This window comes from Rhodococcus marinonascens NBRC 14363 (assembly GCF_001894885.1).
Lineage (GTDB): Bacteria > Actinomycetota > Actinomycetes > Mycobacteriales > Mycobacteriaceae > Rhodococcus_F > Rhodococcus_F marinonascens.
Window position 1 is genome coordinate 26340 of record NZ_BCXB01000004.1, and the last position, 26647, is coordinate 52986.

Below are 26647 nucleotides of genomic sequence, written 5' to 3' on the forward strand. Positions count from 1 at the left end.
GTGCGTGGATCTTGAGCTATTCGTTCGATTCTTCGCGATCTCATTCGCCGGTATCCAAGGGCGGCGCATTGCCCGCGCCTTCGCAGAAGTCGCGGCCGCTGTGGCTGAAATCCGCGGTCCTCGTCGGCGGATTCACGATGCTGCTGTATGTGATCGAAATCGTGGACCAGGTGTCGAACGACAGACTCCAGCGAGGCGGTGTCGAACCGCGCTCGCTCGACGGGTTGTGGGGGATTCTGTTCGCCCCGGTCCTGCACGGCGATTGGGCCCACCTCTTCGCGAACACCGTCCCACTGCTGGTGCTCGGATTCCTAGTCCTGCTGTCCGGAATTGCCAGAGGACTCGCGGCGACGGGAATAGTCTGGGTGGTCGGCGGTCTGGGCACGTGGCTGACCGGAGGGTCGTATACCAACCACATCGGCGCCTCCGTACTGATCTTCGGCTTGCTGGCCTACCTGCTGGTCCGGGGAGTCTTCACCCGAAACTTCGGTCAGATCCTCCTCGGCATCGTGGTGTTCGTCTTCTACGGTGGCCTGCTGTGGGGGGTTCTCCCGAGCACGCCGGGAGTGTCGTGGCAGGGACACTTGTTCGGAGCAGTGGGCGGCGTCGCCGCCGCCTGGCTTCTCTCCGCCGATGCCAGGAAACAGCGGAACCGGAAGTCGGTCGGTCCGCAATCGTTCGTCTGATATCGGAGATGAGGTCGACGCGCCGAATCCGGTGGGAGCTTTTTTCAAATCGGGTCGTCGTGGCAGCATGGCGGGTATGCGCATTACCGTCCTGGGGTGTTCAGGCAGCGTCTCCGGACCAGACTCGCCTGCATCGGGCTACTTGTTGACCGCGCCGGAAACGCCGCCGTTGGTACTCGACTTCGGCCCTGGTGTGCTCGGTGCGCTCCAACGATTCGCCGACCCCGGCAAGGTCTCCGTTCTCCTCAGCCATCTGCACGCCGACCACTGCCTGGATCTGCCCGGCCTGCTGGTGTGGCGGCGCTACCACCCCCGCCCGCCGACAGGCCGCGCCCTCGTCTACGGGCCCTCCGATACCGCCCGCCGGATAGGTGTGGCGTCCGCCGAGTGCGGAGCCGACATCGACGACATCTCCGACACGATCGACGTGCACAACTGGGCGGACGGCGAGCCCGTCAGGTTCGGTGACCTCACGATCATCGCGCGTCGGGTGAACCACCCCCCGGAGGCCTACGGTCTGCGCCTGACCGACGGAGCCGGGCGCGCCCTCGTCTACACAGGCGACACCGGTATGTGTGAAGAGATCGTCGAACTGTCTCGCGGTGCCGACGTTCTACTCGCGGAAGCGTCGTGGACGCACAGCCAGGACCGCCCCAAGGGAATCCATCTCTCGGGTACCGAGGCCGGTCAGGTCGCGCACCGGGCGGGTGCCGGCGAACTGTTGCTCACCCACATTCCGCCGTGGACGTCGCGTGAAGACGTCATCGCCGAGGCCAAGGCTGAGTTCTCCGGCCCCGTCCATGCGGTGTCCGCGGGCAGCGTTTACACCATCTGACGGCACGTGGTCGGACCTCGAGGAGGGCGACTAGGCTCTCGGAGGTGACCACACGAGAAGACGGTAGGGCGGACGACGAACTCCGCGAGGTCAAGATCACCAGGGGTTTCACCACGCACCCCGCGGGATCGGTGTTGGTGGAATTCGGAAAAACCAGGGTGATGTGCACGGCCAGCGTCGAAAGCGGTGTTCCCCGCTGGCGTCAGGGTTCCGGACTCGGCTGGCTGACAGCCGAATACGCCATGTTGCCAGCTGCGACCCACACCCGCAGCGGACGCGAATCGGTCAAGGGCAAGGTCGGCGGACGCACCCAGGAGATCAGTCGACTGGTCGGCCGTTCCTTGCGCGCCTGCATAGACCTTGCCGCGATCGGCGAAAATACGATCGCCCTCGATTGCGATGTCCTGCAGGCTGACGGCGGAACGCGAACCGCGGCCATCACCGGCGCGTATGTCGCCCTCGTGGACGCGGTGTCGTACCTGCGCGCCGCGGGCCGCCTCGCCGATCCTCAGCCGATCTCTTGCGGTATCGCCGCGGTGAGCGTCGGTGTGGTCGACGGTCGCGTGCGGCTCGACTTGCCGTACGAGGAGGATTCGCGGGCCGAGGTCGACATGAATGTGGTGGCCACCGACACGGGCACTCTCGTCGAGATCCAGGGCACCGGGGAGGGAGCGACGTTCCCGCGGAGCACGCTCGACAAACTCCTGGATTCGGCATTGACCGGCTGCGAGCGACTCTTCGAGATCCAGAAGGGAGCACTCGAGCTGCCCTACCCCGGTGGTCTGCCGGAACCGGAGGTCGCGGAGACATCGAAGAAGAAGTTCGGAGGTTAGGTCGGTGTCCAATGCCATGCGTGTGTTGGTTGCCAGTCGCAATGCGAAGAAACTCCACGAGTTGCATCGAGTGCTGGAGTCGGCCGGGGTCGACGGTATCGAACTGGTCGGGCTCGATTCGGTGCCGGAATATCCCGAGGCACCGGAGGCCGGCGCGACATTCGAGGAGAACGCTCTAGCCAAGGCACGTGATGGTGCGGAAGCCACCGGATTACCCTGCGTTGCAGATGATTCCGGACTTGAGGTGGACGCCCTGAACGGTATGCCGGGTGTCCTGTCCGCTCGGTGGTCGGGCGTGCACGGAGACGATCCCGCCAATACCTCCTTGGTCTTGGCGCAGATCAGAGATGTGCCGGACGGCAGGCGGGGAGCGACCTTCGTCTCGGCGTGCGCCCTCGTGGTGCCCGGCGGCGGCGAGTCGGTGGTCCGGGGTGAGTGGCGCGGCACGATCGCCCGTGAACCCGTGGGTGACAGCGGGTTCGGTTACGATCCGGTCTTCGTGCCGGAGGCTGATTCTCGATCAGCAGCCCAGCTTTCGCCGGAAGAGAAAGACGCGTCCTCCCATCGAGGACGCGCCCTGGTTCAACTCGTTTCCGCCCTCGCGGCGCTCGCCGAACGCTGACCCCCGCCGCGGGCGGAGACCGCAATCCCCCGCCGCGGGCGGCACTGAAGTCGTGGCCTCGGTCAGAGACCGAAAGCGGTTCGGACCTGCTTGGTTCGTTGGTGCTCTACGTAGAAGGACAGGAACGGGATGGTGCCTGCGAGGAGGGTTCCGACCGTTCGGCCTGCGGGCCAGCGCACTTTCACCGCCAGGTCCAGGGTCACCAGCAGGTAGACGAAGTACACCCAGCCGTGTACGACGGCGATCCAGGTGGGCAGATTGTCGACACCGAAGACGTACTTGGCGACCATCTCGGCCGTGAGGACCAACAGCCACACGCCGGTGGCGTAGGCGAGGACGCGGTAGCGGAGGAGCGCGGGGGCGACCTTCTGCTGCTTCGCGGTGTCCCCGACCGAACTGGCGGTCTTCTCGTCTTGGCCCGTGCTCACGTGGAACTCCTATCGCTCTCGCGAGCGGACAGCTCGGCGAGATACTGGTTGTACTGCGAAATCTGTCGGCTCTCGAGGTCGTCGGGATCCGCGTCTTCGACCACAGAGGGGCGAGGGGGGAGGAGGTCCGCCGGAATCTCGTGAGGTGCGGCCGAAGGATCAGCCGGGTTCCTTGGTTGCGAGTCCTCGAGGGTCGCGTCCTCGAGTTGCACGAAACGTCGGTACGCATAGACGAAAAATGCCGCGAACAATGGCCATTGGAAGGCGTAGCCGAGATTCTGTCCGGTTCCACCCACCGCCTCGAAGCGAGTCCACTGCCACCAGCCGAGTGCAAGGCACCCCGCAGCCCCGACCAACACAAGCAGAATCAGCGCGGGGCGACGTTGCTTGTGGTTTCCGGACACGTAGTGACGGTACCTGAGTCGCTGAATGCGCTGCTAGGAGCAAGTCGGCGCTATGGCGATGGTCACAGGGTCGGCGGGGCCTGCCGGACGGACGACAGATCGCGATGAAATGTGGTGCGGGTCGAACTCAGTCGGCCTAGGTACGTCGGAGTCAGGGACTCTGCATCGGCAAGGGCTGGAAGTGCGCGAGGGGGGACTCGAACCCCCACGTCCTTTCGGACACCAGGACCTAAACCTGGCGCGGCTGCCAATTACGCCACTCGCGCGCGAGAGACAGGTTACGCCATCGTCGAGGTCTGTCCGCACGCGGTCAACGGGCGGCGTTCATCCCCGTGGCAGTGTGAATGTCCGACAAGATCCGGGTCGGGAGAAACGGTACCCGCAACGAACTTCACCTCTACATGAGCCGGACGCATCATGAGCCGGACGCCTCGTCAAGTCGGTAACGAATCGATAACGATTAATGTGAGAATATCCTCAGGTTCTTGGACGTCCACGCACCGCCTGCGTCCTGCAGGGACGTGATCTACTCACCAGTCACTTCTGGTGGAATCTGTGAGTGACATCACGGTATATCCCTCCGATGTGCGGCCGCAGGGCCCGGCAGGCTCGCGAACATGAGTAAATCCTCATGATTCTGTGTCAATCTTGAACAGCCCTAGAGAGCTGATCAGAGCGGATACAGCCGGTACACGATGCCGAGGGCGGCAGACACAGCAATCCCCACCCCCGACCAGGGGGACCAGGAGAGGACACATGCGTGACGATTGACGACACGACACCCGCAGGAAGTGGAAGAGATTCGAAGGGTTCGCGGCGCGTCGGCGTAGAACGGGGCGACACTCGGTCGTCTGGTCGGGGAACCCTTGTGGATCGTCTGCACGCAGGTGAGCCCTACGCGCTGGCCTTCGGTGGGCAGGGAGCCCCCTGGCTGAACTCGCTCGAGGAACTGAGCCGCGACAACGGACTCGAGCCCGCACTAACCAAGATCGTCAACGACGCTGCCGCCTGCCTGGCCCCCGTCGCGCAGGAACTGCTGGTTGTACGGCCGGTCGGATTCGACCCCATTGCGTGGATCCTCGAACAGGAACTTGCAGACAGGGAAGACGGCGCTCCGGCTGCCGGCCCTTCCGGCGCGGCGCTCACCTCGGCAGCGGTGTCGCTCCCCGGTGTCTTCCTCACCCAGGTTGCTGCACTGCGTGCATTGGCAGCCCAGGGCCTCGACCCCGCGGTAACGGCTCCTGTGTCGGTGATCGGTCACTCACAGGGACTTCTCGCCGCGGAAGCTGTCGCTTACTCGGGTGACAAGGATGGCGAACTCCTTGCGCTCGCTCAGCTGATCGGTGCTGCCGCCGCGCTGGTCGGGCGTCGTCGTGGCGTGATCTCTGCTGCGGACTCCACCCCCATGCTGGCGGTCTCCAATATCGACCCGGAGCGCCTTCACCAGATCGTCGAGGAACTCGCGGAAGGCCTCGAGCCCGAGCGCGCAGCCGTCCTCAGTATCCGCAACGCCCGTCGACGTGTCGTGCTGTCCGGCCCGCCTGCCCAGTTGGCGCGTGTCCAGCAACGCTGCGAGCAGATCGCGGCCGCCGAGGCCCGCGAGCGCGATGTCAAGAAACGTGGCGGCTCAATCTTCTCGCCCGTCTTCGAGGCCCTCTCCGTGGAGATCGGCTTCCACCACCCAGCTCTCGCGGAGACGATCGACATCGTCGGTCAGTGGGCTGCGCGCTGTGGTCTCGACGAGGAGAAGGCCCGTGCCCTCACGAGCGGCACCCTGGTCGATCCCGTCGACTGGGTCGCCGCCGTGGACAGCACGATCGATGACGGTGCCGCGTGGATCCTGGATCTCGGCCCGGAGGACATCCTTACCCGAATGACCTCGGCAAGTATCCGCGGCCGGGGTGTCGGAATCGTCCCGGCCGCGACTCGCGGTGGTCACCGAAACCTGCTCACCCCCGGTGCGACCCCCGAGATCCCCGCAGCGTGGACCGAGTTCCTCCCGAAGCCGGTGACACTTCCCGGTGGCCGCATCGGAGTCGAGACCGCCTTCACGAAGCTGACCGGTCGTTCGCCGATCCTGCTTGCCGGTATGACTCCGACGACCGTCGATGCCAAGATTGTCGCCGCCGCCGCCAACGCAGGCCACTGGGCCGAGCTCGCCGGTGGAGGGCAGGTTACCGAGACAATCTTCGAAGACCGTGTCGCCGAACTGAAGACGCTGCTCGAGCCAGGTCGGGCCGTGCAGTTCAACTCGCTGTTCCTCGACCCCTACCTGTGGAAGCTGCAGCTCGGAGGCAAGCGCCTCGTTCAACGCGCGCGCGCTGCGGGTGCCCCGTTCGACGGCGTCGTCGTCAGCGCCGGTATTCCGGAACTCGAGGACGCGGTCGCGCTCATCGAGGAACTCGCCGAGCTCGGCATCACCAATATTGTGTTCAAACCGGGCACGGTCGCGCAGATCCGCTCGGTGATTCGCATCGCCAACGAGGTTCCCTCGTTCCCCGTCATCGTCCACATCGAGGGCGGCAGAGCCGGCGGTCACCACTCGTGGGAAGACCTCGACGACCTGCTGCTGGACACCTACTCGGAGCTGCGCGCGCGCCCCAACCTGGTGATCTGTGTCGGCGGCGGCATCGGCACCCCCGAACGGGCGGCCGAATACCTGACCGGTCGCTGGTCGATCGAAGCAGGGTTCCCGGCGATGCCCGTCGACGGCATCCTCGTCGGTACGGCTGCGATGGCCACCCTCGAGGCCACCACCTCTCCCGAGGTGAAGCGACTGCTCGTCGACACCCCCGGAACCCCGGACTGGGTCGCCGCGGGCACTGCAGAGGGCGGCATGGCTTCGGGCCGCAGCCAGCTTGGCGCCGACATCCACGAGATCGACAACGCTGCGTCGCGCACCGGTCGACTGCTCGACGAGGTCGCCGGCGATTCCGACGCTGTGGCCGAGCGCCGCGACGAGATCATTGCGGCACTGAACATCACGGCCAAGCCGTATTTCGGTGACATCGAGGCGATGACGTATGAGCAGTGGCTCCGCCGCTACCTCGAACTGGCTGTTGGAATCGACGCCGCAAAGGGATTCGACTGCGGCACCGACCTCCAGGACGCCATCAGCGAGGCCACCACCAGCCCGTGGCTCGATATCACGTGGCGCGACCGCTTCGGCGAGATGCTTCAGCGCACCGAGTCGCGTCTGCACCCGGTCGACCGGGGACCGATCCCCACCCTGTTCGCTGACACCGCGATTCTCGAGCGCCCCGAAGCTGCCATCTGCGCGCTGCAGGGGCAGTACCCCGATTTCGGTTCCACCGCACTACATCCCGCGGACGTGTCATTCTTCGTATCGCTGTGCAAGACGCCCGGCAAGCCGGTCAACTTCGTGCCCGTCGTGGACGGTGACGTCCGTCGCTGGTGGCGCTCCGACTCCCTGTGGCAGGCACATGACCCCCGCTACACCGCGGACCAGGTCTGCGTCATCCCGGGCACCGTCGCCGTTGCGGGTATCACCCGAGCCGACGAACCGGTCGGTGAGTTGCTCGACCGCTTCGAGAAGGCTACCTATGACGAACTGCTCGCCGAAGGCGTAGCGCCCGTCGCGCTGAGCGGCCGTCGTCATCAGGACGTCGCCGGCGGACTCATCGACACAGTTCTCTCGGCGCCCGACATCGCCTGGGCCACACGCCTGACTCAGAGCCCGGTCCGCCGCCTCGGCGACCTGGACAAGTGGTCGGTCGAGTCCGACGCGTTGGCGGTCCACGAAACTACCGGTGCCGAACTCTCCGTCATCGACGACGAGCACGTGCTGCTCGCTGTTCCAATGGTGGCAGGAAAGTCCGTGACCATCCCGATCACGGTGCCCGCGTCCGTCGCCGACGGTGGTGCCCCGGTAGTCACCGTGGCCGACGCGGAGCAGTCGATGACGGCTCTCCTCACGGTTGCGGCCGGCCATGAACTGCCCACCGTCAAGGACGGCGTCGCACGCCTCAACCTCGCCTGGATGCCCGACCTGGTCGCCGACCACGCCGGTGTCACCGGTTCGGGTCTGCCCGCGACGCTGAGCGTCAGTGGCAAGGCTGTCCCGGACGTGGTCGTCGGTGCTTGCTGGCCGGCCGTCTTCGCCGTGCTCGGCGGCGCGAAGACCGAAGATTCGTTGTCGGTCATCGAGGGAATGCTCGACCTGGTTCACCTGGACCACACGGTCGCGCTTGTCGGCGAACTACCTTCGGAGCCAAGCATTCTCGTAGTCAAGGCCGCGGTCGCCTCGGTTCTCGACACCGATCTGGGTCGCGTCGTCGAGATCAAGGTCGACGTCGGCGCCATGCTCGGTGAGGGCTTGGATGCGCCGGCTGTCGCTACCCTCTCGGAGCGATTTGCGATCCGTGGCCGCACCGGCAAGGGCGAACTGACCGACCCGGCCCGCGCAGGTGGCTCGCTCAGCGGCGAGGCCATTGACACTCCGCGCCGCCGTCGCCGCGACACCACGATCGCTGCTCCCCGCAACATGGGCTCGTTCGCACAGGTGTCGGGTGATCACAACCCGATCCACACCGCCGACAACGCGGCACTGCTCGCCGGCCTCGGTAGCCCGATCGTGCACGGTATGTGGCTGTCCGCCGCTGCCCAGCAGGTCGTCACCGCGGTGGACCGCGCCGAGACCAGGACGCCGCCGCGTCGTCTCACCGCCTGGACCGCTCGCTTCCTGGGCATGGTTCGGCCGGGCGCCGAGATCGAGGTCCGCGTCGACCGAGTCGCCGTCGACCGTGGCGCCGAGATCGTCGAGGTCGGTTGCCGTATCGACGGCGAACTGGTGATGGTTGCGACGGGTCGCACCGCCGCCCCGAAGACCGTCTACGCTTTCCCCGGACAGGGCATTCAGCAACCCGGCATGGGCCTCGACGCCCGCGCCCGGTCGAAGGCCGCACGCGAGATCTGGGACCGCGCCGACAAGCACACCCGCAAGGTTCTCGGTTTCTCGATCCTCGCTGTGGTCCGCGACAATCCCACGGTCGTCAGGGCCCGGGGCGTCGAGTACAAGCACCCCGAAGGTGTCCTGCATCTGACCCAGTTCACCCAGGCAGCCATGGCAACCCTCGGCGTGGCCCAGGTAGCTGAGTTGCGCGAGTCCGGTGCTTTCGTCGAAGGCGCGATGCTGGCAGGCCATTCGGTCGGTGAGTACAACGCTCTCGCCGCCGTCGCCGGTGTGCTGCCTCTCGAGGCTGTTCTCGAGGTCGTCTTCCAACGTGGATCCGCGATGCACGCACTCGTTCCCCGCGACGAGGCCGGCCGCTCCGACTACCGGATGGCCGCCATCCGTCCGTCTCAGATCGGACTGAGCGACGACGAAGTCGTGGCGTTCGTCGCCGGCATCGCCGAGCAGACCAGTGAGTTCCTGCAGGTCGTGAACCTGAACCTTCGCGGCTCACAGTACGTCATCGCAGGCACGGTCGACGGACTCGACTCGCTCGAGCAGGAAATCGACATCCGCCGGGAGGCTTTCGGCGGCAAGCGCGCTTACATCATGATCCCGGGTATCGATGTCCCGTTCCACTCGACGGTGCTGCGTAGAGGTGTCGACGATTTCCGCGGTCGCCTCGAGGGACTTCTTCCGCAGGACATCGACCCTGCCATCCTGATCGGGCGATACATCCCGAACCTGGTTCCCAAGCCATTCAGCTTGAAGAGGGAGTTCGTGCAGGAGATCGCCGACCTGGTTCCGTCGAAGCCTCTCAACAAGGTGCTCGAGGATTTTGACTCCTGGGCGAACAAGCCCGTGAATCTCACCCGTGTGGTCCTCATCGAACTCCTGGCCTGGCAGTTCGCCAGCCCGGTGCGGTGGATCGAGACGCAAGATCTGCTGTTCGCGGACGAGTCCGACGGCGGAATGGGTGTCGAGCGGTTCGTGGAGATCGGTTTGGGTGCTGTTCCGACGGTCGCGAATCTGGCGTCGCAGACGCTGAAATTGCCGGATCGCGTCGGTCACCCGGTCGAGGTTCTGAACATCGAGCGCGAAGCATCCATCGTCTACTCCACCGACGTCGATCCGGCGCCGATCGAGGACGACGAGCTCAGCGAAGCGTCGGACAACGGTGCCGCGCCGGAAACACCCGCCGCCCCGGTGCCCGCCGCAAGTGCTCCCCCAGCAGTGCCGTCCAGCGGGCCGCGTCCCGACGACATCGCGTTCAAGGCTGCCGACGCCACCCAGGTGCTGATCAGCCTGTGGACCAAGCTTCGTCCCGATCAGGTCGGCCCCGCCGACACTATCGAGGCGCTGTGCGACGGCGTGTCCTCGCGGCGTAACCAATTACTCGTCGACCTCGGCTCCGAACTCTCCCTCGGTGCCATCGACGGTGCCGCCGACGCCGACATGCGCTCGCTGGCCGGCACGGTCGACTCCTTGGCCCGCACCTACAAGCCGTTCGGCCCGGTGCTGTCCGATTCGATCACCGATCACCTCCGCAAGGTCTTCGGCCCTTCGGGTCGGCGGCCCATGGCCATCACGGACCGCGTGAAGAAGGTTTGGGAACTCGGCGACGGCTGGGCGCATCACGTGACCGCCGAGGTGGCGCTCGGAACTCGCGACGGCTCCAGCATCCGTGGCGGTGATCTCGGCGGCGTGGCAGGTGGCGGTCTCGCCGACGGCGCGGCAGTGGACGCCGTCATCGACAGTGCCGTGGCCGCGGTGGCCTCGCGTCGAGGGATCAGCGTCTCCCTCCCGTCCTCGGGCGGCGTTGCAGGTGGCACGGTGGACGCTGCTGCTCTCGACGAGTTCACCGAGCACATCACGGGCCGTGACGGCGTGCTGGCGTCGGCTGCCCGACTGGTGCTCGAGCAACTCGGTCTCGCCGACGACACAGCTACGGCAGTGCACCCCTCCGACACCGAACTCGTCGACCTGGTGTCCGCGGAACTCGGTTCCGACTGGCCGCGTCTGGTTGCTCCCGCGTTCGACAGCGCCAGGGCGGTGCTGCTCGACGACCGGTGGGCCAGCGCACGTGAAGATCTGGCTCGTCTGTGGGTCCGGTCGAGCGCAGCAAAGGGAGACGACGCCGCCTCGTCGGACTCGGATTCTCTCGGTGTCGAGAGCTTCGCCGGTGCAGGCAAGTCCGTCGCGGCACATGCCGAGTGGTGGCAGGCCCGCGCGACCGGCGAGGGCCGTGCGGCACTCGGCGAGAAGTACGGGCGCATCGCGCAGGTGGCGGTCGCCGTCGCCGATGAGACGAGCGAATGGGCCGACCAGGTTGCCGTCGTCACCGGTGCCAGCAAGGGTTCCATCGCGGCCGCGGTCGCTGGGAAACTTCTTGCGGGCGGTGCCACGGTCTTCGTGACCACGTCGCGACTCGACGACAAGCGTCTGAGCTTCTACCGTGACCTCTACCGCAGCAATGCGCGTGCCGGTGCCGCGCTCTGGGTGGTCCCCGCGAACATGGCCTCGTACACGGACATCGATGCGCTCATCGAGTGGATCGGCGGCGCCCAGTACGAAACTGCTGGTGGGTCGAAGAAGCTCGTCAAGGATGCCGTCACCCCGACGCTCCTGTTTCCGTTCGCCGCACCCCGTGTGGCAGGTGATCTCGCCGACGCCGGTGCTCGCGCCGAAATGGAAATGCGCGTTCTCCTGTGGTCGGTGGAACGCCTGATTAGTGGACTGTCGAAGATCGGTTACGACCGGGACGTCGACACCCACCTGCACGTGGTGCTGCCCGGTTCCCCGAACCGCGGTCTGTTCGGTGGTGACGGAGCGTACGGCGAGGCCAAGGCCGCGCTCGACGCCGTGGTCGGTCGCTGGAAGGTCGAGCGCAACTGGGCCGAACGCGTCACGCTGGTGCACGCTCTCATCGGCTGGGTCCGGGGAACCGGACTGATGGGCGGCAACGACCCACTGGTCGAGGCGGTCGAAAACGCAGGGGTGCGTACCTGGTCCACCCGGGAAATGGCAACCGAACTGTTGCAGTGGTGCGAGCCCGAGGCGCGTCGCCTCGCCTCCACCGAGCCGTTGGCGGCCGACCTGACCGGCGGGCTCGCCGAGGCGAATCTGGACTTGCCGGCTCTGGCGAAGCAAACTCAGGAAGCTGCCGGGGCAGACGACGTCGCCGACAGCGCCGCCGAGTTCGACACGATTTCGGCCCTGCCCGCGCCCCCGCGGATCGCCGAATCGGTGGCAACGCAGTGGTCGGGTGTCACGGCCGTCCCCGAGGACCTCGTCGTCGTCGTCGGCGCCGGTGAGCTCGGACCGTTCGGATCCGCGCGCACTCGCTTCGAGATGGAGGTCGACGAAGAACTTTCGGCCGCGGGCGTTCTCGAACTTGCCTGGAACACCGGGCTGGTCGTGTGGGAGACCACACCGTCCCCGGGTTGGTATGACGCCGAGACCGGGGAACTGGTTGCAGAGGCGGAGATAGCGGACCGCTACCACGACACGGTCGTCGAGCGCTGCGGCATCCGCCGCTACGAAGACGATGGCGCGATGATCGATAACACCGCGCCCCTCTTGACGTCGGTGTTCCTCGACAAGGATCTGAGCTTCGTCGTCAGTAGCGAGGCAGAAGCCCTGAGCTTTATCGAGGCCGACCCGGAGAACACGGTCGCGACTCCGGTGCCCGACAGCGGTGACTGGCAGGTCACGCGCCGTGCGGGCACCGAGATTCGCGTGCCGCGCAAGATGAAGCTCACGCGCAGCGTGGGTGGTCAGATCCCGACCGGATTCGACGTCACCAAGTGGGGTATTCCGGCCGATATGGCCGACTCCGTCGACCGGGTGGGCCTGTGGAACATCGTCGCCACCGTGGACGCATTCCTCACCGGAGGGTTCACACCCAGCGAATTGCTGCGGTGGGTGCACCCCTCGCTTGTTGCCAACACCCAGGGCACCGGCATGGGCGGCATGACCTCGATGAGGTCGCTGTATATCGACACGCTGCTCGGCGAGAACCGGCCGAATGACATCTTGCAGGAGGCGCTGCCAAATGTGATTGCGGCGCATGTTGTTCAGTCCTACGTCGGCGGTTACGGCGCCATGGTCCACCCGGTTGCGGCGTGTGCCACGGCCGCGGTCTCCGTGGAAGAGGGCGTCGACAAGATCACGCTCGGTAAGGCCCAACTCGTGGTCGCCGGCGGGTTCGACGATCTCGACATCGAGGGCATCATCGGATTCGGTGACATGTCCGCGACGGCCAAGACCGACGACATGCGGGCCAAGGGCATCGACGACCGCCGATTCTCGCGGGCCAACGACCGCCGCCGCGGCGGGTTCGTCGAGTCCCAGGGCGGCGGAACCATCTTGCTGGCCCGCGGTGACCTGGCGCTCGAGATGGGTCTGCCCGTCCTCGGTGTGGTCGCCTACGCCGGTTCGTTCGCGGACGGTGTCCACACGTCGATCCCGGCCCCCGGTATCGGTGCGCTCGGTGCCGGTCGAGGGGGAGCAGATTCTCGCCTCGCCCAGTCGCTCGGCAAGCTCGGGGTGAGCGCGGATGACATCTCGGTGATCTCAAAGCACGACACCTCCACCGCGGCAAACGACCCCAACGAGGCGGAGCTACACGAACGCCTGGCCGGGGCGCTCGGTCGCAGCGAGGGTGCCCCGCTGTTCGTCGTCTCGCAGAAGAGCCTCACCGGACACGCAAAGGGTGGAGCGGCGGCGTTCCAGCTGATCGGTCTCTGCCAGGTGCTCTCCCAGGGCGTCGTCCCGCCGAACCGCAGCCTGGACTGTGTCGACGAGAAAATGTCCGAGTTCGACCACCTCGTGTGGGCTCGGGAGCCGCTGCGCTTCGGCGAGCAGTTCCCGCTGCGGGCCGGTCTGCTGACCAGCCTCGGATTCGGGCACGTTTCCGGCATGATCGCGGTGGTACACGCGCAGGCGTTCGTCGAGTCGATCCCGGCCGACATGCGGGAGGGATACCTTGAGCAGGCCCGCAAGCGCACTGTCGAGGGTCAGCGTCGTCTGGCTCGCGCGATGTGCGGGGGCGGCAGCCTGTACGAGCGTCCGGCCGATCGCCGCTTCGGTGGCGACGGCGTCCCGGCCGCAGCGTCCCGTCAGCTCGAAGCGGATGTACTGCTCACCGAGGCCGCGCGCCTGGGAGCGGACGACGTATACAGCTCGGGCCTGCCCGGCTGAAAGTAGGCTGTGATGGGAGTTCTGGGGATCGGCTTCGACCTCGTGGCGGTGTCGGAGTTCGCCGAGCAGATGGACCGGCCAGGGACGGCCATGCTCGACAACTTCACACCGGGTGAGCGTCGAGACGCCGTGACCCGGAGTTCCGATCCGGCTAGACATTTCGCCGCCCGGTGGGCTGCGAAGGAGGCAGTGATAAAGGCTTGGTCCACTTCCCTCTTCGCCAGCCCACCGGTGCTGCCCGAGATGATCCACCACCTGATCGAGGTGGTGACCGACGCGTGGGGGCGACCCAGCATCCGCTTGCTCGGAGACGTCGCCAAGCATCTGACTGACGTGAAAATCCACATCTCCCTCACCCATGACGGAGACATGGCCGGCGCGTTCGCGGTCATCGAGTCATCCTGAAGTCGGCTACGACTTGGGTGCGGACGGCCGCGATTCCTTCTCGGCGACCAACAGGTACGCCACCATCAGCCGTTTGAGTTCGGCGACGGCGTCCGCGTGGCTCTGATTGTCCTGCACCGAGAAATTGAGCATCGAGTACACCACGTGGACCAGGACTTCCGCCATCATCGTGCGGCGCTCGCGCGACGTATGAGGAGTGAGCGGGGCAAGCATCCGAGAGACCTGTTCCGCGAACGCTTTTTCGTGGAGGGCCCCGGTGGCACGGGTCGAGGGCGTCGACTGCATCGCCAGCCAGACTTCTCGCCTCGACGGGTCGGATGTCCAAAGTCCCGCCATGTGGTCGACGAAGGAATTGAGGAACCGTAGCCAGTCGAGGGACGGGACTTCACCGTCGAACTGCGCGATCTCGTGTTGAACCCCAACGAGATCTTGCCTGTTGAGTTCGCACACGATCACGTACTTGTTCGCGAAGAACTGGTAGAGCGTGCCGATCGGGACGTCGGCCCGGGCCGCTACCTCCTCGCAGGTGAACGATTCGAATCCGACGTCCACCAGCAACTCCCGCGACGCCGCGAGCAGTGCGTCGAACTTGCGGCGACTACGTTCCTGGATCGGACGTTTGCGGGGCATTAACTCCTGCGGGTCCGACTGCACCTCCAACGCTGGGTCCACACGGCGTGGCACTTGCTTGCTGGCTGAAGACTCCACCGCCCCAGGCTATCTGTCTTCCGTCAGGATTCGGAAGTTCCCTCCCGGCGATGCGCGTCGTATTCACCTGGATCAGACGATGCGTCGGGTCGCCCTGCGCTGAGCGTGTGAGCGACCACAGATGGTTTTGGGCTGCCAGTGTGGTAGGCCACGAATTCGCGAGCAGCGTGAGTCGTCGACGGGCGTGCCCCCGGATGTGGGAGTCGATGCCCCGAGGGTGGCGACTTGATTAGATATCTGTCAATATTGATGAATGTCGAATCAGGAGTCGCTGGAGAGCGGCGCATGTTGTTCGCCGTTGGTGCGGGAACCGCTGACCGAAGATTGGGCTGGTGATCTGGCCCGGATGTTCAAGGCGCTAGGGGACCCGGTCCGACTGCGGTTGTTGAGCTTGGTTGCCAGCCACGCCGGCGGCGAAGCGTGTGTGTTCGATATTTCCGAGTCGTTCGATCTGTCCCAGCCGACGATCTCACACCACCTGAAGGTGCTGCGGGCGGCCGGATTACTGGACTGCGAACGCCGCGGAACCTGGGTGTACTACTGGGTGATTCCCTCGGCCCTGCAGCAACTCTGCGCGGTGCTGCTCACTGAGAGCGGCCCTGCGGTGCCGGCCGAGGCGTGCGCCGAGGTGTCGGCATGAGCGAGGCCACGACCACCGAGGGCCCTCCAGCCGTCGGCAAACTCTCCACCCTCGACCGGTTGTTGCCGGTATGGATCGGCGTCGCCATGGTCGCCGGTCTGCTTCTGGGCCGGATGGTCCCGGGACTCGGGGACGCCCTGAGCACCTTGGAGATCGACGGCATCTCGTTGCCGATCGCCCTCGGCCTGCTGATCATGATGTACCCGGTGCTCGCGAAGGTGCGCTACGACCGTCTCGACGCCGTCACCGGCGACCGCAGATTACTGATCGGGTCGCTGCTGCTGAACTGGGTCATGGGCCCAGCGCTGATGTTCGCACTGGCTTGGCTGCTGCTGCCGGACCTGCCCGAATACCGCACCGGTCTGATCATCGTCGGCCTCGCCCGGTGCATCGCGATGGTGATCATCTGGAACGACCTCGCCTGTGGCGACCGCGAGGCAGTCGCCGTCCTCGTGGCTTTGAACTCGATCTTCCAGGTGATCATGTTCGCCGTCCTCGGCTGGTTCTACCTGTCGATCCTGCCGGGTTGGCTCGGCCTCGAGCAGACTACCGTCGACACCTCGGCGTGGCAGATCGCGAAGTCGGTGCTCATCTTCCTCGGCATCCCACTGCTCGCCGGCTACTTGACCCGCCGCTACGGAGAAAGAGTCAAGGGCAGAACCTGGTACGAGTCGAAGTTCATTCCCAGAATCGGGCCGTGGGCGCTGTACGGGTTGCTCTTCACGATCGTGGTTCTCTTTGCGCTGCAGGGTGATCAGATCACTTCCCGGCCCTGGGACGTCGTCCGGATCTCGATCCCGCTGCTGGCGTACTTCGCAATCATGTGGGGCGGCGGCTACCTCCTCGGCGCCGTGATGGGACTCGGATACGAGCGCACCACCACCTTGGCGTTCACCGCCGCCGGCAACAACTTCGAACTGGCCATTGCCGTCGCGATCGCCACCTACGGCGCCTCCTCCGGGCAGGCACTGGCTGGGGTGGTGGGGCCGTTGATCGAGGTTCCCGTTCTGGTCGGCTTGGTCTACGTGTCCCTGGCGCTGCGCAAGCGCTTTGCCCACTCCGTCGGTTTCACGCCCGAATCTGCATCTCCCGTTCCTGCATCTGTGGCCAAGGAGCACTGATGCCAGAGCGCTCTGTTCGACGCGGACCTGCTGGTGCCCCCATCGAAAGGATTGCCATGTCCACGAACCCGAGCGTGTTGTTCGTGTGTGTCAAGAACGGCGGCAAGTCGCAAATGGCGGCCGGGTTGATGCGCAAGGCTGCCGGTGAGGCCGTCGACGTGTATTCGGCCGGTACCAAGCCCGGCGCCGCGGTCAACGGGCTGTCGGCCGATGTGCTGCTCGAGGTGGGCGTGGACATCACCGGCGAAGTCCCGACACTGATCGACCCTCAGATGATCCGTGATGTCGATCTGGTCGTCATACTCGGACGCGAGGCGCAGGTCGAACCAGTGCCGGGCACTCGGTTCGAGAACTGGGACACGGACGAACCATCAGACCGGGGCATCGGGGGTATCGAACGGATGCGCCTGGTCCGGGACGACATCGTCGCCCGCGTCAACCAAAGCGCCCTCGAGTTTCACACCACTTCCCAGTCCTGATCACCTCCTCGGCTTGCGCCCGCACCGGGCGTCCGCCGATGAGTTCGTGCGTGAAGCGCTGAGTCAGCTTTGTCGCGGCAATATCGAAATCGATTCTTTTGCAGTCGAATCCGATGAACACGTGCACCGAACCAGGTTTCGAGATTGATCGCGGCGTTGCAGCAGTCGTATATGGAGTTGATGGTCAGACGGAGAGATCCCGGCGCAGCTTTGCGACGTGGCCCGTGGCGCGGACGTTGTACTGGGTGACCTCGATCTTCCCGTCTTCGTCGACGAGAAATGTGGAGCGGATGACGCCCCGCACGGTCTTGCCATACATCTTTTTCTCGCCGAACGCGCCCCAAGCCTCGAGGGTCGCCTTCTCAGGGTCGGAGAGTAGCGGGAACGTCAGCTCCTCGGTATCGCGGAACTTTGCCAGCTTTGCCGGCTTGTCGGGGGAGATACCGATCACGTCCAGGCCGGCGCCGTTCAGGGCGGCGAGGTTGTCGCGGAAGTCACACGCTTGCTTGGTGCAACCCGGCGTGCTGGCCGCCGGGTAGAAGTACACGACGACCTTGCGTCCGCGGTAGTCGGCGAGTGACACGTCGTTGCCGTTGGCGTCGGGCAACGTGAAGTCGGGGGCGGTTTCTCCGGGGGCGAGTCTGCTGTTGTCGGTCACGAGAAGTCAGGCTACCGGGAATGGCTGGACGTCGGCCGAGTGCGATTGGGGGAGACGTAGTCGCAGGTCCTTTGCTCTCGTCTACGGTTGACGGAAGTGTGGGACCGCCGCGGTAGCGTCGTTCTTGCTGATCGAACAGTCGAACAAGTTGGAGGATACGTGCCCAGGGACACCGAGAGTATCGAGCGTGAGATCGAGAACGCGCGTAATCAGCTCGCGAGCACTCTCGACGAATTGACGGTCCGCACCAATCCGAAGGTTCTCCTGGAGAACACGAAGCGGACTCTGATCGCGAAGCTGAACGAGCCGGCAGTCAAATACGGACTGATTGTCGCTGGTGCGGTGGTGGGACTCATGGTGCTTCGCAAAGCGTTGCGCTGAACGGCCCTCGCATTGCCGCTGGGATGTGAAGTTCGCGGCGACCGAACATCCCGGCGGCCCGTTCGTTAGTCTGCGTGACCGCCGCCCGTGGTGGGATGGTGAGAAAGAGAAAGACCCTCATCTTCGTGAAAAGATGAGGGTCTTCTTACAAGTGCGCCCACAGGGACTCGAACCCCGGACCCAGTGATTAAGAGTCACTTGCTCTACCAACTGAGCTATAGGCGCTCGCTCTTGCGAGACAGAACACTAGCGGTTGGCTTCTCGAGAATGCAAATCGCCTGGTGACAGGTCCGAACGGCGTGCGATTCCACCACCTGACGGGAACAGCACCCCTACTGGTCACGATTGATATTCGAACGTTACTGGGAACTCCGACGCTTGTTTGGAACTGGCCTCCGACGGCTGGCATCATAAGGAATACACGGGCTCGACGTACCGATTCCTCCTGAAGGCGAAGGACTTGCCGGCGTGAACGTGAATTCGGAGAAAGAACGTGAACGGGGTGGTGTATGAGCGTTGGGCGCAGCCGCGCGCAAGCGGTGGGATCGGTCTCGAAGACGGCGACGATTGTGGCGACATCACTCGTATTTGCACTGTCGATCGTAGGATGCACCGTCTCTGGTGCTGGCAACGTCACGTCGGAAGGTGAAGCGCTGATCGACTCCAATCCGGTCACCGAACTCATCAAGCCGAAGTTGACGCCGTCGGCTACTGACGGTGCCGTGGGCATCTCGCCCGGACAGTCCGTGACGGTGACGGTGGCCGACGGCACGCTATCGCAGGTCACCATGGTCAATCCCGACGGCGAGCCGGTGGACGGCGCGTTCGCGCCCGACGGGTTGTCCTGGGTGAACACGGAACCGCTGGGCTACGACAGGAAGTACCGGCTCGAGGCGAAGGCGAATGGTTTGGGTGGCGCTACCACCTCGACGTCGGTATTCACAACCAGCGCGCCGGGTAACGTCACCAAGCCATATGTGTTGCCGTGGGAAGGTGACGTGGTCGGCATCGGTCAGCCCGTCGCAGTGCAGTTCGACGAGGACATTCCCGACCGTGAGGCGGCCGAGGACGCGATCACGGTGACGACGAATCCACCGGTTGAGGGTGCGTTCTATTGGGTGAACAATCGCGAGGTGCGCTGGCGTCCGCAGAACTTCTGGGCGCCCGGCACCACTGTGGACGTCAAGGTCGCCGCGTACGGACTGGATCTCGGTGACGGTCTGTTCGGCCAGGAGGACGGTCGCACGGCGTTCACGATCGGCGACGCAGTAATTGCCACGGTGGACGACAACACCAAGCAGGTGACCTTCGAGCGCAACGGCGAAGTGGTCATCACGATGCCCACGTCGATGGGTAAAGACGACGCACCGACCGACAACGGCTTCTACATCATCGGTGACCGCTTCGCGAAACTCGTTATGGACTCCTCGACGTACGGTGTGCCGATCAACTCTCCAGATGGGTACAAGACGCCGGTCGACTGGGCTACCCGAATGTCGTACAGCGGCATCTTCTTCCACTCGGCACCGTGGTCGGTGGCGCAGCAGGGCTACTCGAATGTGAGCCACGGCTGCCTGAACCTCAGCCCGTCCAACGCGAAGTGGGTTTATGACAACACGAAGCCCGGCGACATCGTCATCGTCAAGAACACGGTGGGCGGCACGCTTTCGGGTACCGATGGCCTCGGCGACTGGAACGTTCCGTGGGATGCCTGGAAGGCCGGCAACGCCATAGTTTGAGGGCGACAGTGAAGACCAATCGCACGAAATAGGAAAGCCCCCGGCCGAAGCCGGGGGCTTTCCTATTTGGGGTGAGTGACGGGACTCGAACTCCCGTTCCTGGGGAAACAATGAGCTACACAGAAGAGCTCGAAACAACCTCTGAGCTGCACATAGTCGATTCGCTGACCTATCGAACACACATTTGAATACACGTTCATGCAACAGTGGTATTGCATGAAACGTTGCATGGAACCTCTCGCACGTGCGCGGCATCTTGCCAACCAACGCGGCTGACAGAGGCAGACCGACCCGCGTTCACCATCCATCCCCCTTGTCTCTTCCCCTGACGCGCATGAGGGCGTGGGGTAGGTCCCAGCATCTCGGCTTCTCTGGGATGCGTGTGCCGCCTGGGGTGGTGAGGATCTTGCCCCGGTTGGGTCGGGGGTTGTCGGGTCGCCATGAGGTGAAGTTGCCTTCGACCGCGCACATGACCTGCATGAGTGCGTCGGCGAGGTCGTCATGTCCAGCGGCTTCGGGTACCTCGATGCGGACAGCCCCGGTGGGTGTCATCTCGTACGTGAGGGCGTGGAGCTGTTTGAGTAGTTCCGCGTGTCGGGGCAGGACGATCCTGCCCTGCTGAAGCAGGACCTTGAGTGCCCCGTATCCGCTGGTCTTGCGTCGGTTGTCGGTAGTGACCGGAGTGACGGGGGTCCATTGGCGCATGAGGTGGCATTGGTTCTCGATCCTCCGGAGGAGGACTTGAGAGGGCATCTGTCCGACACCGTTGGATTCGGAGATGAGGCGCACCAGGCCATACTCGCGGGCGACGGCGGCAATGCGGTCGATGAAGTCGGAGTAGGGCATTCGGTGGTGGGCTTCAAGCCAGGGCAGGAAGTAGACCAGTTCGTCGAGGTGCTTGCCCCGGTTGAGTTCCTGATCGTCGAGGACGCCGAGGAGAACGAGGGCGTTGCTGTCGTTGAATCCCCAGTCGATTCCGGCGACGGCGGTCTGTCCGTGCGCCTGCTCGGGCGGGATCAGCGCGTAGTCGGCGACGGCGTTGTCGAGTTCCTCCATCGTGAAGTACGCGCCGGTCTCGTCGGTCCATTCGGCCTCGATCTCGGTCTTGAACTTGATGGGGGACCAGGTGCGCCGCCACTCGTCTATCAGTTCGTGGTCGGCGATCGGTGACGCGGTGGAGGGCCAGTGCCATGACCGGACACGCGCCGAGGGTGAGCCCAGCCCTTCGAGGTACTTGCTGCGGAAGAAATGGCTGGACGATCCCCAGGGCGTCGAGGCGAGGATTACGCGGCTTTCAGTCCGGGCCAGGATCGACGGTTCGGCCGCCTGCCACAGGTTCATGCTGATGAATGCGGCTTCGTCGACGATCAGTAGGTCGATGCTGTTGCCGCGTGCCCTTGCCTCGGATGCGGGGATGGACTGGATGGTCGACCCGTTGGCGAAGGTCAGTAGTTGTTTCTGGTCGTCGAGTACCGAGCCGCGCAGGAGGGGACTTCGGCGGGCCATGCCTGCGCAGTCGTCGAGGACGCGTTTGGAGGAGTCTTCGCCGTTGGAGATGACGAGGACGTGGACGTTGCTCCGAATGAAGGCAGTATGCAGGGCGCACACGGCAAGGACTCGGGACTTGCCTACCTGTCGGCCGGCACACATGACGCGGTAGCGGGCGGGGCTGCGGGCGAAGTCGGTTTGATAGTCCCAGAGTGGTTCGCCGATGACCTTCTCGGCGAAGTAGGCCGGATCGTCGATGAGCTGATCGGGGTCGATCCCGGCGAGGGTGGCGCTCATGTATCGGTGCCTTTCTCGCGGCTTTCGTTGTGCTGGGACAGCAGGGTTGCGAGGTCGACCTCGGTGGCTGCGGCGTCGCGCTGGAGCTTGGCGCGGGCAACGGGGTCCATGCCGAGGGTGGCGCGCAGGCTCGCGGCGCGTCCCTCGTAGATGGGCAACAGTTTCGCGGCGGCGGTGGCCTGCCCCCCGTCGTCGATGATGCCGTGCGTGTCGATCCACTCGTGCAACAGGTCGCACTTGGCCTCGAATCGTGCCCACGCCAACAGGGCGGGCTCGTAGGAGGGGTCGTTGAGGTAGGCGCACTGTGCGAGTGCGGTTTCCACCCAGCGGGCGGCGATGGGGGCGATTTTGCGGTCTGAGTGTGCGCCGTGCCGTGTCGACAGTGTGTGACCCTTCTCGAAGGGTGGACGCTGCCAGGACGCTACGGGGGCGGGGGTGTGTTCCCCTGCCCCCGTAGCGTCCTTGCGGGCACGCGCTTTCGGGCGGCCCACCATGTCAGACCAGCTTTACGCCGCGCAGGATGACGATGCCCTGGGGGTTGACGGGGGTTGCGTCGTAGCGGCACACAACCCGGATGGCCTGCTGGTCGTAGTCGCCGAACGTTTGGTCGAGCAGTGTGACCGTGGGTGCCATGTCGCGGGCGACGGTGATCATGGACATGTCCGCGAGGACGATGGAACTCTCGTCGGTGTCGGTGCCTTCGTTGATGGGGATGCGGTTGGTGACGACCACCGGGTGCCCGAGGAGCTGGTAAGCGCCGGACTGGGTGATGTCGGGTTGCACGATGTAGCGGCCCGAGGTGTCCTTGATTTTGCGGATCGCCACGAAGTCGCGGGAGTGCATGAACCAGCGCAGCCGGGTCGGGTCGATCTCGGCACCGAGTGCGAGACCTTCCGCGTCGTGCAGGTCGTCGAGGGTGGGGACGCCAACGGCCGCGAGCTCCTGTGTGTCGGTGTAGTTGAGGATTCCCTTGGGCTGGGTACCGCCCGCGCCGGTTCCGGCGATGAGGGTGTCGTCGATCTTGCCCGCAACATCGGTGATCATGCGGGCCTGGATTCCGCTGATGGTTTCCGCGATGGACTGACGTGCCAACTCGTTCGAGTAGCGGTGCAACGACTTGATGGATTTGATTTTGGGATCCAGAAGCAGGACTTCACCGAAGGTGGGTTCCACCTCGTCGATGAGTTCGTTCTCACCGTGCCAGCTGGGGGAGGTGGACTCGGTGAACGTCGGAATCCTGACCGGGCCGTGCGCGTCGATGATGGTGGGGCCGGCGGCGAGGAAGACGGACGCCTTCTGCAAGGGGACGGTGATGATGTTGGTGATCTGTTCGGCGGAGAGAACGGATGCGGCGCCGGAAGTGGACAATGCCATGATGTGCTCCTGAAACGTGATGCCAGGAATTAGGGGAGACCCGGCGGGGAAAGGCGTTGAACGCCAGTGGGTTTGGGCTGCGAGCGTCAAGCTCAAGCGGGCCGTGAGGTGCCGGACCTCGGGTGGAACGGGTGACAGTGGGGCACCGGGCCGAACCGTCACGGTGACAATACACGACACCCCCGACAGGTTGGGGTACCTGCCGGGGGTTACGTACTTAGCTTGCGCCTTGCACCAGGCTCACGAAGTCGGCCGTGCCGTCCGCGATCTGCTGTGTCGGGTCGTTCGTCGACGGCGGGCGAGGGGCTGGACCGCCGATCTCGTTGCCGGACCTGCCGATCGACTTACCGAGGTGGGGTCGTTCGCCGACGAGTGCGCGAGCGGCCTCGGCGTACTTGTCGGCGTCAGGCTTGCCGTCGTCCCCGACGAGTTCGGTGGTGTCCACGTACCGGCCCAGGTCCTCGGGGTCCGCGAGGACACCCGTCAGGCCGTCGAGCGCGGTCTTGGTGTGGATGCTGGACAGTTCGTCGCGAAGGCCGTCACGTTCGGTCTCCGCGGACTTCGTGGACTGACGGTGCTCGGCGGCTTCGCTGCGCAGGTCGCCAATCATCTTCTGAGCCCACTCAGGCAGGGATGCAACAGTGTTGGTATCGGTCATGGTCAGTGCTCCTCGTTGTCGTTGCGGATCCTTTTGGACTTGCGGGCGAACTCGTCCAACAGGCTGGACATCAATGCCAGCTGTGTCGGGGTGAACGTTTCCGTCCGTCTACCCAGGCCCATCAGGCGGTGACGCATGCCCGTGCGGGCCAGGTCGAGGAGATCCTTCTCGGGGTTGTTCGTCATTGCCTTCTCCTATTCTTCGGTGATGCGGGGAAGTCCGAGGTGAACGGGGACGCCATAGTGGTCACGCAACCGGATTGCCAGGTTCCGGAGCATCCTGTCGGCTTGGAGTGCCGGCACACGGTCATCGGATGTGATGAATGCCCACTTCGAGTCCCCGTAGTGGGTTGTGGGCACGAATAGTTCGCGGAGCTTGACCTCTTCGACCCGCAACTCGTCTACACCGAGAACGTCCCGTTGTAGCGGCCCAGGTACTGAGAGGACCGCGCCCCGGACATCGACCCGACCCGACACGATCACCGGCCTCTGCGGGAACCGGAAGTCGGTAGCAGCACGGATATTGTGTAGGGCCGTTTGAGCGCCGATCAGGAACAGGAAGTCATCCAGCGACGGCACCACGGCGAACCCGCACAGGCACTTGGGGTTCGGTGCCCGATGGGTGGTGCCCGGCTCGTGGCAGACTGCGCGTGCTTGCGACGCAGGCCAGGACAGTGGATGCAGGAACGGGGAGAACAGTTCCTCGCTGTGGTCCGGGAACGCGAACCAGAACCGCCAAAGTCCCTGCCTGTTCACTGAGTCAGTCGGTGGGGTGCCCTCAATGCCGGTCATCGGTTCTCTCCTGGTGTTGAAAGTGTGGAAAGTGTTGAATTGGTGGAATCGTCAGTGGTGGGAGTGTCGGTATTGAGCTGGGCATTTACCGCGCTTTCAACACTTTCCACACTTTCCACACGTCCTACGTAGATGCCGCGACCGGACTTCTCGATGTTCCCGGCGTCATACAAGCGACCCAGCAGAGTTCCGGCGGTCTTGGAATCGATACCGAGGTGCTCCGCGACTTCGCCGGGTGTCGTCTGACTGCGACTCTCGACGAACCGCAGAATCTCGATGGACCTGTCACCCAAGGCCGTTTTCTGCTGCCTGTGTTCGACTGTTGCGGCAGCATCGGTGAGGTCCATACCGTCGAGCGACCACCGACCATCCGAGGTCGTCAGGGCGTACTCGTTCTCAGGCACGTCCCTACCTGTCACCGCGAGCACCGCATCATCGGATTTCCGCTTGCGTGCCAACACGAGAATGAAGTCAGCGGACCCGGCGATGCCCTGCGTACCGGACACCGCATCCACGAAGTCCGACGACTCAGCCTTACGGGTGTGGTGCACCACCAGCAGGCTCGAACCGGACACCGCATCCACGAGGTCTTTCAGCTTGGTTCCGATCGCGTAGTCGGCGGTGTACGAGTCCTCTCCGGCACGCTTGGGCGGTTTCACCTTCCCGAGCGTGTCCAGGATGATCAGCGGAGCCTTGGCGGAATGAAGATCCAGAAACTCGGAGATCATCGCCACCACCTCGAGCGGGCGGGCCCGGACGATCAGATGAATATCCTTCGGGATCGGAATACCCTCACCGAGGATCTGACGGAACCGGCCCTGCAAGCGTCGGTGCCCGTCCTCCAGCGCCATGTACAGCACAGGGCGGCGTGACACCGATATCTTCCCGAGTGCGAGACCACCTGTGGCGCAAGCGAGTCCGATACCCGCCACGAACCAAGACTTACCGGCTTTCGGCGGGGCGACAATGAGACCGAAGCCTTCGGGGACGATGCCTTGCACGCTCCACTGCAACGGCGGGAAGCTTTGCGCGTCAAGCCAAGCGCCGTCCGCCATTCCGTCGAGGACGTGCGGTTCCCGATCGGCGTACTTTTGGCTGATCGCGATCACCTCTGCAGGTGAATTGATAACTGTCATACGTTGATGCCTCCGCATCTGTTGATGAGTTCCGCAAGGTGTGCGTCGCCGCCACCACGCCGCCACAGGGACCGCACAGCACCGATGTCGTAGCCGGTGCCAGGCATGCCTATGGCTGAGACGAGATGACGGGCGGCGGCTGCGACGACATCGGCGTCTGGGGCTGGCTTCGTGTCGCTGCACGAGCAAATCCAGGGGTCACGGTGACCGCACGGGAAGGGTTCGAGCCGCTGGGAAGCGGTAGCCCGCCTGCGGAGATATTTGGTTGTGGACATTCGGTCACCCCGCCACTGCGTCGCGGGCCGCGAGGAGCGCGGTGATCATTACGGGAACGTCTTCGGCGCTGATCTCCGCATCATTGACCAGAATTAGTCGGTCGACCTCGCCGTTGTCGTGCTGGAACAGGTGCGCCGCCACCTGAACCTCGGAATGCCCGAACGTGAACTTGGGGCCGATGTTGCGGAAGAACGGCTCGGGTGCGATGCTGTGAGACATTGGAATCTCCTTGGTGGGTGATTTCTGCAGTGGCCCTCGGCGCCCTGATCGGTGCAAACGATCAGGGAATACGTCGGGGGCTTCACTCATTTGCGCCGAAGAGCGCGAGAAACGGCAGCCTCGGGATGAGTACGCGCCGAACGAGTTTGACGCTGGGAATGGTGCCGTTCTCGATGCCTGCCGTGATGGTGCGGGGGTCGACCCTCAGCGCCTTGGCTGCTTCCGCCCGTGTGATTGTGATCGAATCTGAGTGCTGTAAGTCGCTAAGCGTGACCTGGGTGGTACTCATTGCTACTCCTGTCGTAACCCTTTGACGGTGGGTTACGACTAGCAAAGCACAGGCATATTGGTACGT

25 protein-coding genes and 2 tRNA genes are annotated in these 26647 nt (G+C 64.6%); 11 read left to right on the plus strand and 16 right to left on the minus strand.

The window, feature by feature from the left end:
- The first annotated feature begins 11 nt into the window (after positions 1-11).
- From RM2_RS05130 to rdgB, 4 genes are all read left to right on the plus strand, one after another.
- Positions 12-686, plus strand: coding sequence for a rhomboid family intramembrane serine protease (locus RM2_RS05130; protein ID WP_072687775.1), 675 nt, complete (start codon positions 12-14; stop codon positions 684-686).
- A gap of 76 nt (positions 687-762) precedes the next feature.
- The gene (locus tag RM2_RS05135; protein WP_072687776.1) at positions 763-1521 is read left to right on the plus strand and encodes a cyclic nucleotide-degrading phosphodiesterase; all 759 of its coding nucleotides are present in this window, start codon (positions 763-765) and stop codon (positions 1519-1521) included.
- A 44-nt stretch (positions 1522-1565) separates the two neighbouring features.
- Complete coding sequence (gene rph, locus RM2_RS05140) at positions 1566-2354, plus strand: ribonuclease PH (RefSeq protein WP_072687777.1); 789 nt, start codon at positions 1566-1568, stop codon at positions 2352-2354.
- A 16-nt stretch (positions 2355-2370) separates the two neighbouring features.
- On the plus strand, positions 2371-2976 hold the full coding sequence (gene rdgB / locus RM2_RS05145; RefSeq protein ID WP_072687778.1) for an RdgB/HAM1 family non-canonical purine NTP pyrophosphatase: 606 nt from the start codon (positions 2371-2373) through the stop codon (positions 2974-2976).
- A 62-nt stretch (positions 2977-3038) separates the two neighbouring features.
- Here the strand turns inward: rdgB and RM2_RS05150 are convergent, their stop codons facing one another.
- The 3 genes from RM2_RS05150 to RM2_RS05160 form a co-directional block, all read right to left on the minus strand.
- Positions 3039-3404 (minus strand): DUF3817 domain-containing protein, encoded by a 366-nt coding sequence (locus RM2_RS05150; protein WP_072687779.1) that lies wholly within the window; start codon positions 3402-3404, stop codon positions 3039-3041.
- Positions 3401-3808, minus strand: a complete 408-nt coding sequence (locus tag RM2_RS05155; RefSeq protein WP_072687780.1) for a transcriptional regulator — start codon at positions 3806-3808, stop codon at positions 3401-3403. Before RM2_RS05155 ends, RM2_RS05150 begins: the two co-directional genes overlap by 4 nt.
- A gap of 182 nt (positions 3809-3990) precedes the next feature.
- A tRNA-Leu gene (locus RM2_RS05160) sits at positions 3991-4074 on the minus strand.
- 494 nt (positions 4075-4568) lie between these two features.
- On the opposite strand from RM2_RS05160, the gene RM2_RS05165 reads away from it, so the two are divergent.
- Positions 4569-13922 (plus strand): type I polyketide synthase, encoded by a 9354-nt coding sequence (locus RM2_RS05165; protein WP_072687781.1) that lies wholly within the window; start codon positions 4569-4571, stop codon positions 13920-13922.
- 12 nt (positions 13923-13934) lie between these two features.
- Positions 13935-14327: a holo-ACP synthase AcpS gene (gene acpS / locus RM2_RS05170; protein ID WP_072687782.1), complete on the plus strand. Its 393-nt coding sequence runs from the start codon at positions 13935-13937 to the stop codon at positions 14325-14327.
- A gap of 6 nt (positions 14328-14333) precedes the next feature.
- Here the strand turns inward: acpS and RM2_RS05175 are convergent, their stop codons facing one another.
- A complete protein-coding gene (locus tag RM2_RS05175; RefSeq protein WP_373863286.1) occupies positions 14334-14957 on the minus strand; it encodes a TetR/AcrR family transcriptional regulator in 624 nt (207 codons plus the stop codon).
- A gap of 331 nt (positions 14958-15288) precedes the next feature.
- Between RM2_RS05175 and RM2_RS05180 the strand changes: the two genes are divergently transcribed.
- Genes RM2_RS05180 through RM2_RS05190 form a run of 3 tightly spaced genes read left to right on the plus strand, consistent with a single transcriptional unit; the run spans position 15289 to position 17275 of the window.
- The gene (locus RM2_RS05180; RefSeq protein WP_072687784.1) at positions 15289-15675 is read left to right on the plus strand and encodes an ArsR/SmtB family transcription factor; all 387 of its coding nucleotides are present in this window, start codon (positions 15289-15291) and stop codon (positions 15673-15675) included.
- Positions 15672-16796 (plus strand): ACR3 family arsenite efflux transporter, encoded by a 1125-nt coding sequence (gene arsB, locus RM2_RS05185; RefSeq protein WP_072687785.1) that lies wholly within the window; start codon positions 15672-15674, stop codon positions 16794-16796. Before RM2_RS05180 ends, arsB begins: the two co-directional genes overlap by 4 nt.
- A gap of 56 nt (positions 16797-16852) precedes the next feature.
- On the plus strand, positions 16853-17275 hold the full coding sequence (locus RM2_RS05190) for an arsenate-mycothiol transferase ArsC (protein WP_072687786.1): 423 nt from the start codon (positions 16853-16855) through the stop codon (positions 17273-17275).
- A 184-nt stretch (positions 17276-17459) separates the two neighbouring features.
- On the opposite strand, the gene bcp is transcribed toward RM2_RS05190, so the two are convergent.
- A complete protein-coding gene (gene bcp / locus RM2_RS05195) occupies positions 17460-17933 on the minus strand; it encodes a thioredoxin-dependent thiol peroxidase (RefSeq protein ID WP_072687787.1) in 474 nt (157 codons plus the stop codon).
- Positions 17934-18092: 159 nt separating this feature from the next.
- Here bcp and RM2_RS05200 point away from each other — a divergent pair, with 159 nt between their 5' ends.
- Entirely contained in the window at positions 18093-18314 is a 222-nt protein-coding gene (locus RM2_RS05200) for a DUF3618 domain-containing protein (protein WP_072687788.1), read from the plus strand.
- Positions 18315-18466: 152 nt separating this feature from the next.
- Here RM2_RS05200 and RM2_RS05205 read toward each other — a convergent pair.
- A tRNA-Lys gene (locus RM2_RS05205) sits at positions 18467-18539 on the minus strand.
- A 284-nt stretch (positions 18540-18823) separates the two neighbouring features.
- On the opposite strand from RM2_RS05205, the gene RM2_RS05210 reads away from it, so the two are divergent.
- Positions 18824-20053: a L,D-transpeptidase gene (locus RM2_RS05210; RefSeq protein ID WP_072687789.1), complete on the plus strand. Its 1230-nt coding sequence runs from the start codon at positions 18824-18826 to the stop codon at positions 20051-20053.
- Positions 20054-20350: 297 nt separating this feature from the next.
- Here RM2_RS05210 and RM2_RS05215 read toward each other — a convergent pair whose 3' ends face one another.
- The 10 genes from RM2_RS05215 to RM2_RS05260 all read right to left on the minus strand — a co-directional run bounded on the left by RM2_RS05215 (position 20351) and on the right by RM2_RS05260 (position 26581).
- The gene (locus RM2_RS05215) at positions 20351-21838 is read right to left on the minus strand and encodes a terminase large subunit domain-containing protein (protein ID WP_072687790.1); all 1488 of its coding nucleotides are present in this window, start codon (positions 21836-21838) and stop codon (positions 20351-20353) included.
- Positions 21835-22332 (minus strand): hypothetical protein, encoded by a 498-nt coding sequence (locus RM2_RS05220; protein ID WP_174553825.1) that lies wholly within the window; start codon positions 22330-22332, stop codon positions 21835-21837. The genes RM2_RS05215 and RM2_RS05220 overlap by 4 nt, the downstream gene beginning before the upstream one ends.
- A gap of 1 nt (position 22333) precedes the next feature.
- Complete coding sequence (locus RM2_RS05225) at positions 22334-23212, minus strand: phage major capsid protein (protein ID WP_072687791.1); 879 nt, start codon at positions 23210-23212, stop codon at positions 22334-22336.
- Between the two features lie 217 nt (positions 23213-23429).
- Entirely contained in the window at positions 23430-23870 is a 441-nt protein-coding gene (locus RM2_RS05230) for a hypothetical protein (protein WP_072687792.1), read from the minus strand.
- Positions 23871-23872: 2 nt separating this feature from the next.
- Entirely contained in the window at positions 23873-24055 is a 183-nt protein-coding gene (locus tag RM2_RS05235; RefSeq protein ID WP_072687793.1) for a hypothetical protein, read from the minus strand.
- 9 nt (positions 24056-24064) lie between these two features.
- On the minus strand, positions 24065-24661 hold the full coding sequence (locus RM2_RS05240; RefSeq protein WP_072687794.1) for a hypothetical protein: 597 nt from the start codon (positions 24659-24661) through the stop codon (positions 24065-24067).
- On the minus strand, positions 24658-25797 hold the full coding sequence (locus RM2_RS05245) for an AAA family ATPase (RefSeq protein WP_072687795.1): 1140 nt from the start codon (positions 25795-25797) through the stop codon (positions 24658-24660). The genes RM2_RS05240 and RM2_RS05245 overlap by 4 nt, the downstream gene beginning before the upstream one ends.
- The gene (locus tag RM2_RS23740; RefSeq protein ID WP_072687796.1) at positions 25794-26072 is read right to left on the minus strand and encodes a hypothetical protein; all 279 of its coding nucleotides are present in this window, start codon (positions 26070-26072) and stop codon (positions 25794-25796) included. Before RM2_RS23740 ends, RM2_RS05245 begins: the two co-directional genes overlap by 4 nt.
- Before the next feature lie 4 nt (positions 26073-26076).
- On the minus strand, positions 26077-26292 hold the full coding sequence (locus RM2_RS05255) for a hypothetical protein (RefSeq protein WP_072687797.1): 216 nt from the start codon (positions 26290-26292) through the stop codon (positions 26077-26079).
- An 82-nt stretch (positions 26293-26374) separates the two neighbouring features.
- Positions 26375-26581: a helix-turn-helix domain-containing protein gene (locus RM2_RS05260; protein ID WP_072687798.1), complete on the minus strand. Its 207-nt coding sequence runs from the start codon at positions 26579-26581 to the stop codon at positions 26375-26377.
- Between the last annotated feature and the right edge of the window lie 66 nt (positions 26582-26647).

Coding starts and splice junctions, on each gene's coding strand:
- RM2_RS05135 (WP_072687776.1), top strand. CDS start 763: ATGCGCATTACCGTCCTGGGGTGTTCAGGCAGCGTCTCCGGACCAGAC.
- rdgB (WP_072687778.1), top strand. CDS start 2,371: ATGCGTGTGTTGGTTGCCAGTCGCAATGCGAAGAAACTCCACGAGTTG.
- acpS (WP_072687782.1), top strand. CDS start 13,935: ATGGGAGTTCTGGGGATCGGCTTCGACCTCGTGGCGGTGTCGGAGTTC.
- RM2_RS05175 (WP_373863286.1), bottom strand. CDS start 14,957: ATGCCCCGCAAACGTCCGATCCAGGAACGTAGTCGCCGCAAGTTCGAC.
- RM2_RS05180 (WP_072687784.1), top strand. CDS start 15,289: ATGTCGAATCAGGAGTCGCTGGAGAGCGGCGCATGTTGTTCGCCGTTG.
- arsB (WP_072687785.1), top strand. CDS start 15,672: ATGAGCGAGGCCACGACCACCGAGGGCCCTCCAGCCGTCGGCAAACTC.
- RM2_RS05190 (WP_072687786.1), top strand. CDS start 16,853: ATGTCCACGAACCCGAGCGTGTTGTTCGTGTGTGTCAAGAACGGCGGC.
- RM2_RS05210 (WP_072687789.1), top strand. CDS start 18,824: ATGAGCGTTGGGCGCAGCCGCGCGCAAGCGGTGGGATCGGTCTCGAAG.
- RM2_RS05215 (WP_072687790.1), bottom strand. CDS start 21,838: ATGAGCGCCACCCTCGCCGGGATCGACCCCGATCAGCTCATCGACGAT.
- RM2_RS05220 (WP_174553825.1), bottom strand. CDS start 22,332: ATGGTGGGCCGCCCGAAAGCGCGTGCCCGCAAGGACGCTACGGGGGCA.
- RM2_RS05225 (WP_072687791.1), bottom strand. CDS start 23,212: ATGGCATTGTCCACTTCCGGCGCCGCATCCGTTCTCTCCGCCGAACAG.
- RM2_RS05230 (WP_072687792.1), bottom strand. CDS start 23,870: ATGACCGATACCAACACTGTTGCATCCCTGCCTGAGTGGGCTCAGAAG.
- RM2_RS05235 (WP_072687793.1), bottom strand. CDS start 24,055: ATGACGAACAACCCCGAGAAGGATCTCCTCGACCTGGCCCGCACGGGC.
- RM2_RS05240 (WP_072687794.1), bottom strand. CDS start 24,661: ATGACCGGCATTGAGGGCACCCCACCGACTGACTCAGTGAACAGGCAG.
- RM2_RS05245 (WP_072687795.1), bottom strand. CDS start 25,797: ATGACAGTTATCAATTCACCTGCAGAGGTGATCGCGATCAGCCAAAAG.
- RM2_RS23740 (WP_072687796.1), bottom strand. CDS start 26,072: ATGTCCACAACCAAATATCTCCGCAGGCGGGCTACCGCTTCCCAGCGG.
- RM2_RS05255 (WP_072687797.1), bottom strand. CDS start 26,292: ATGTCTCACAGCATCGCACCCGAGCCGTTCTTCCGCAACATCGGCCCC.
- RM2_RS05260 (WP_072687798.1), bottom strand. CDS start 26,581: ATGAGTACCACCCAGGTCACGCTTAGCGACTTACAGCACTCAGATTCG.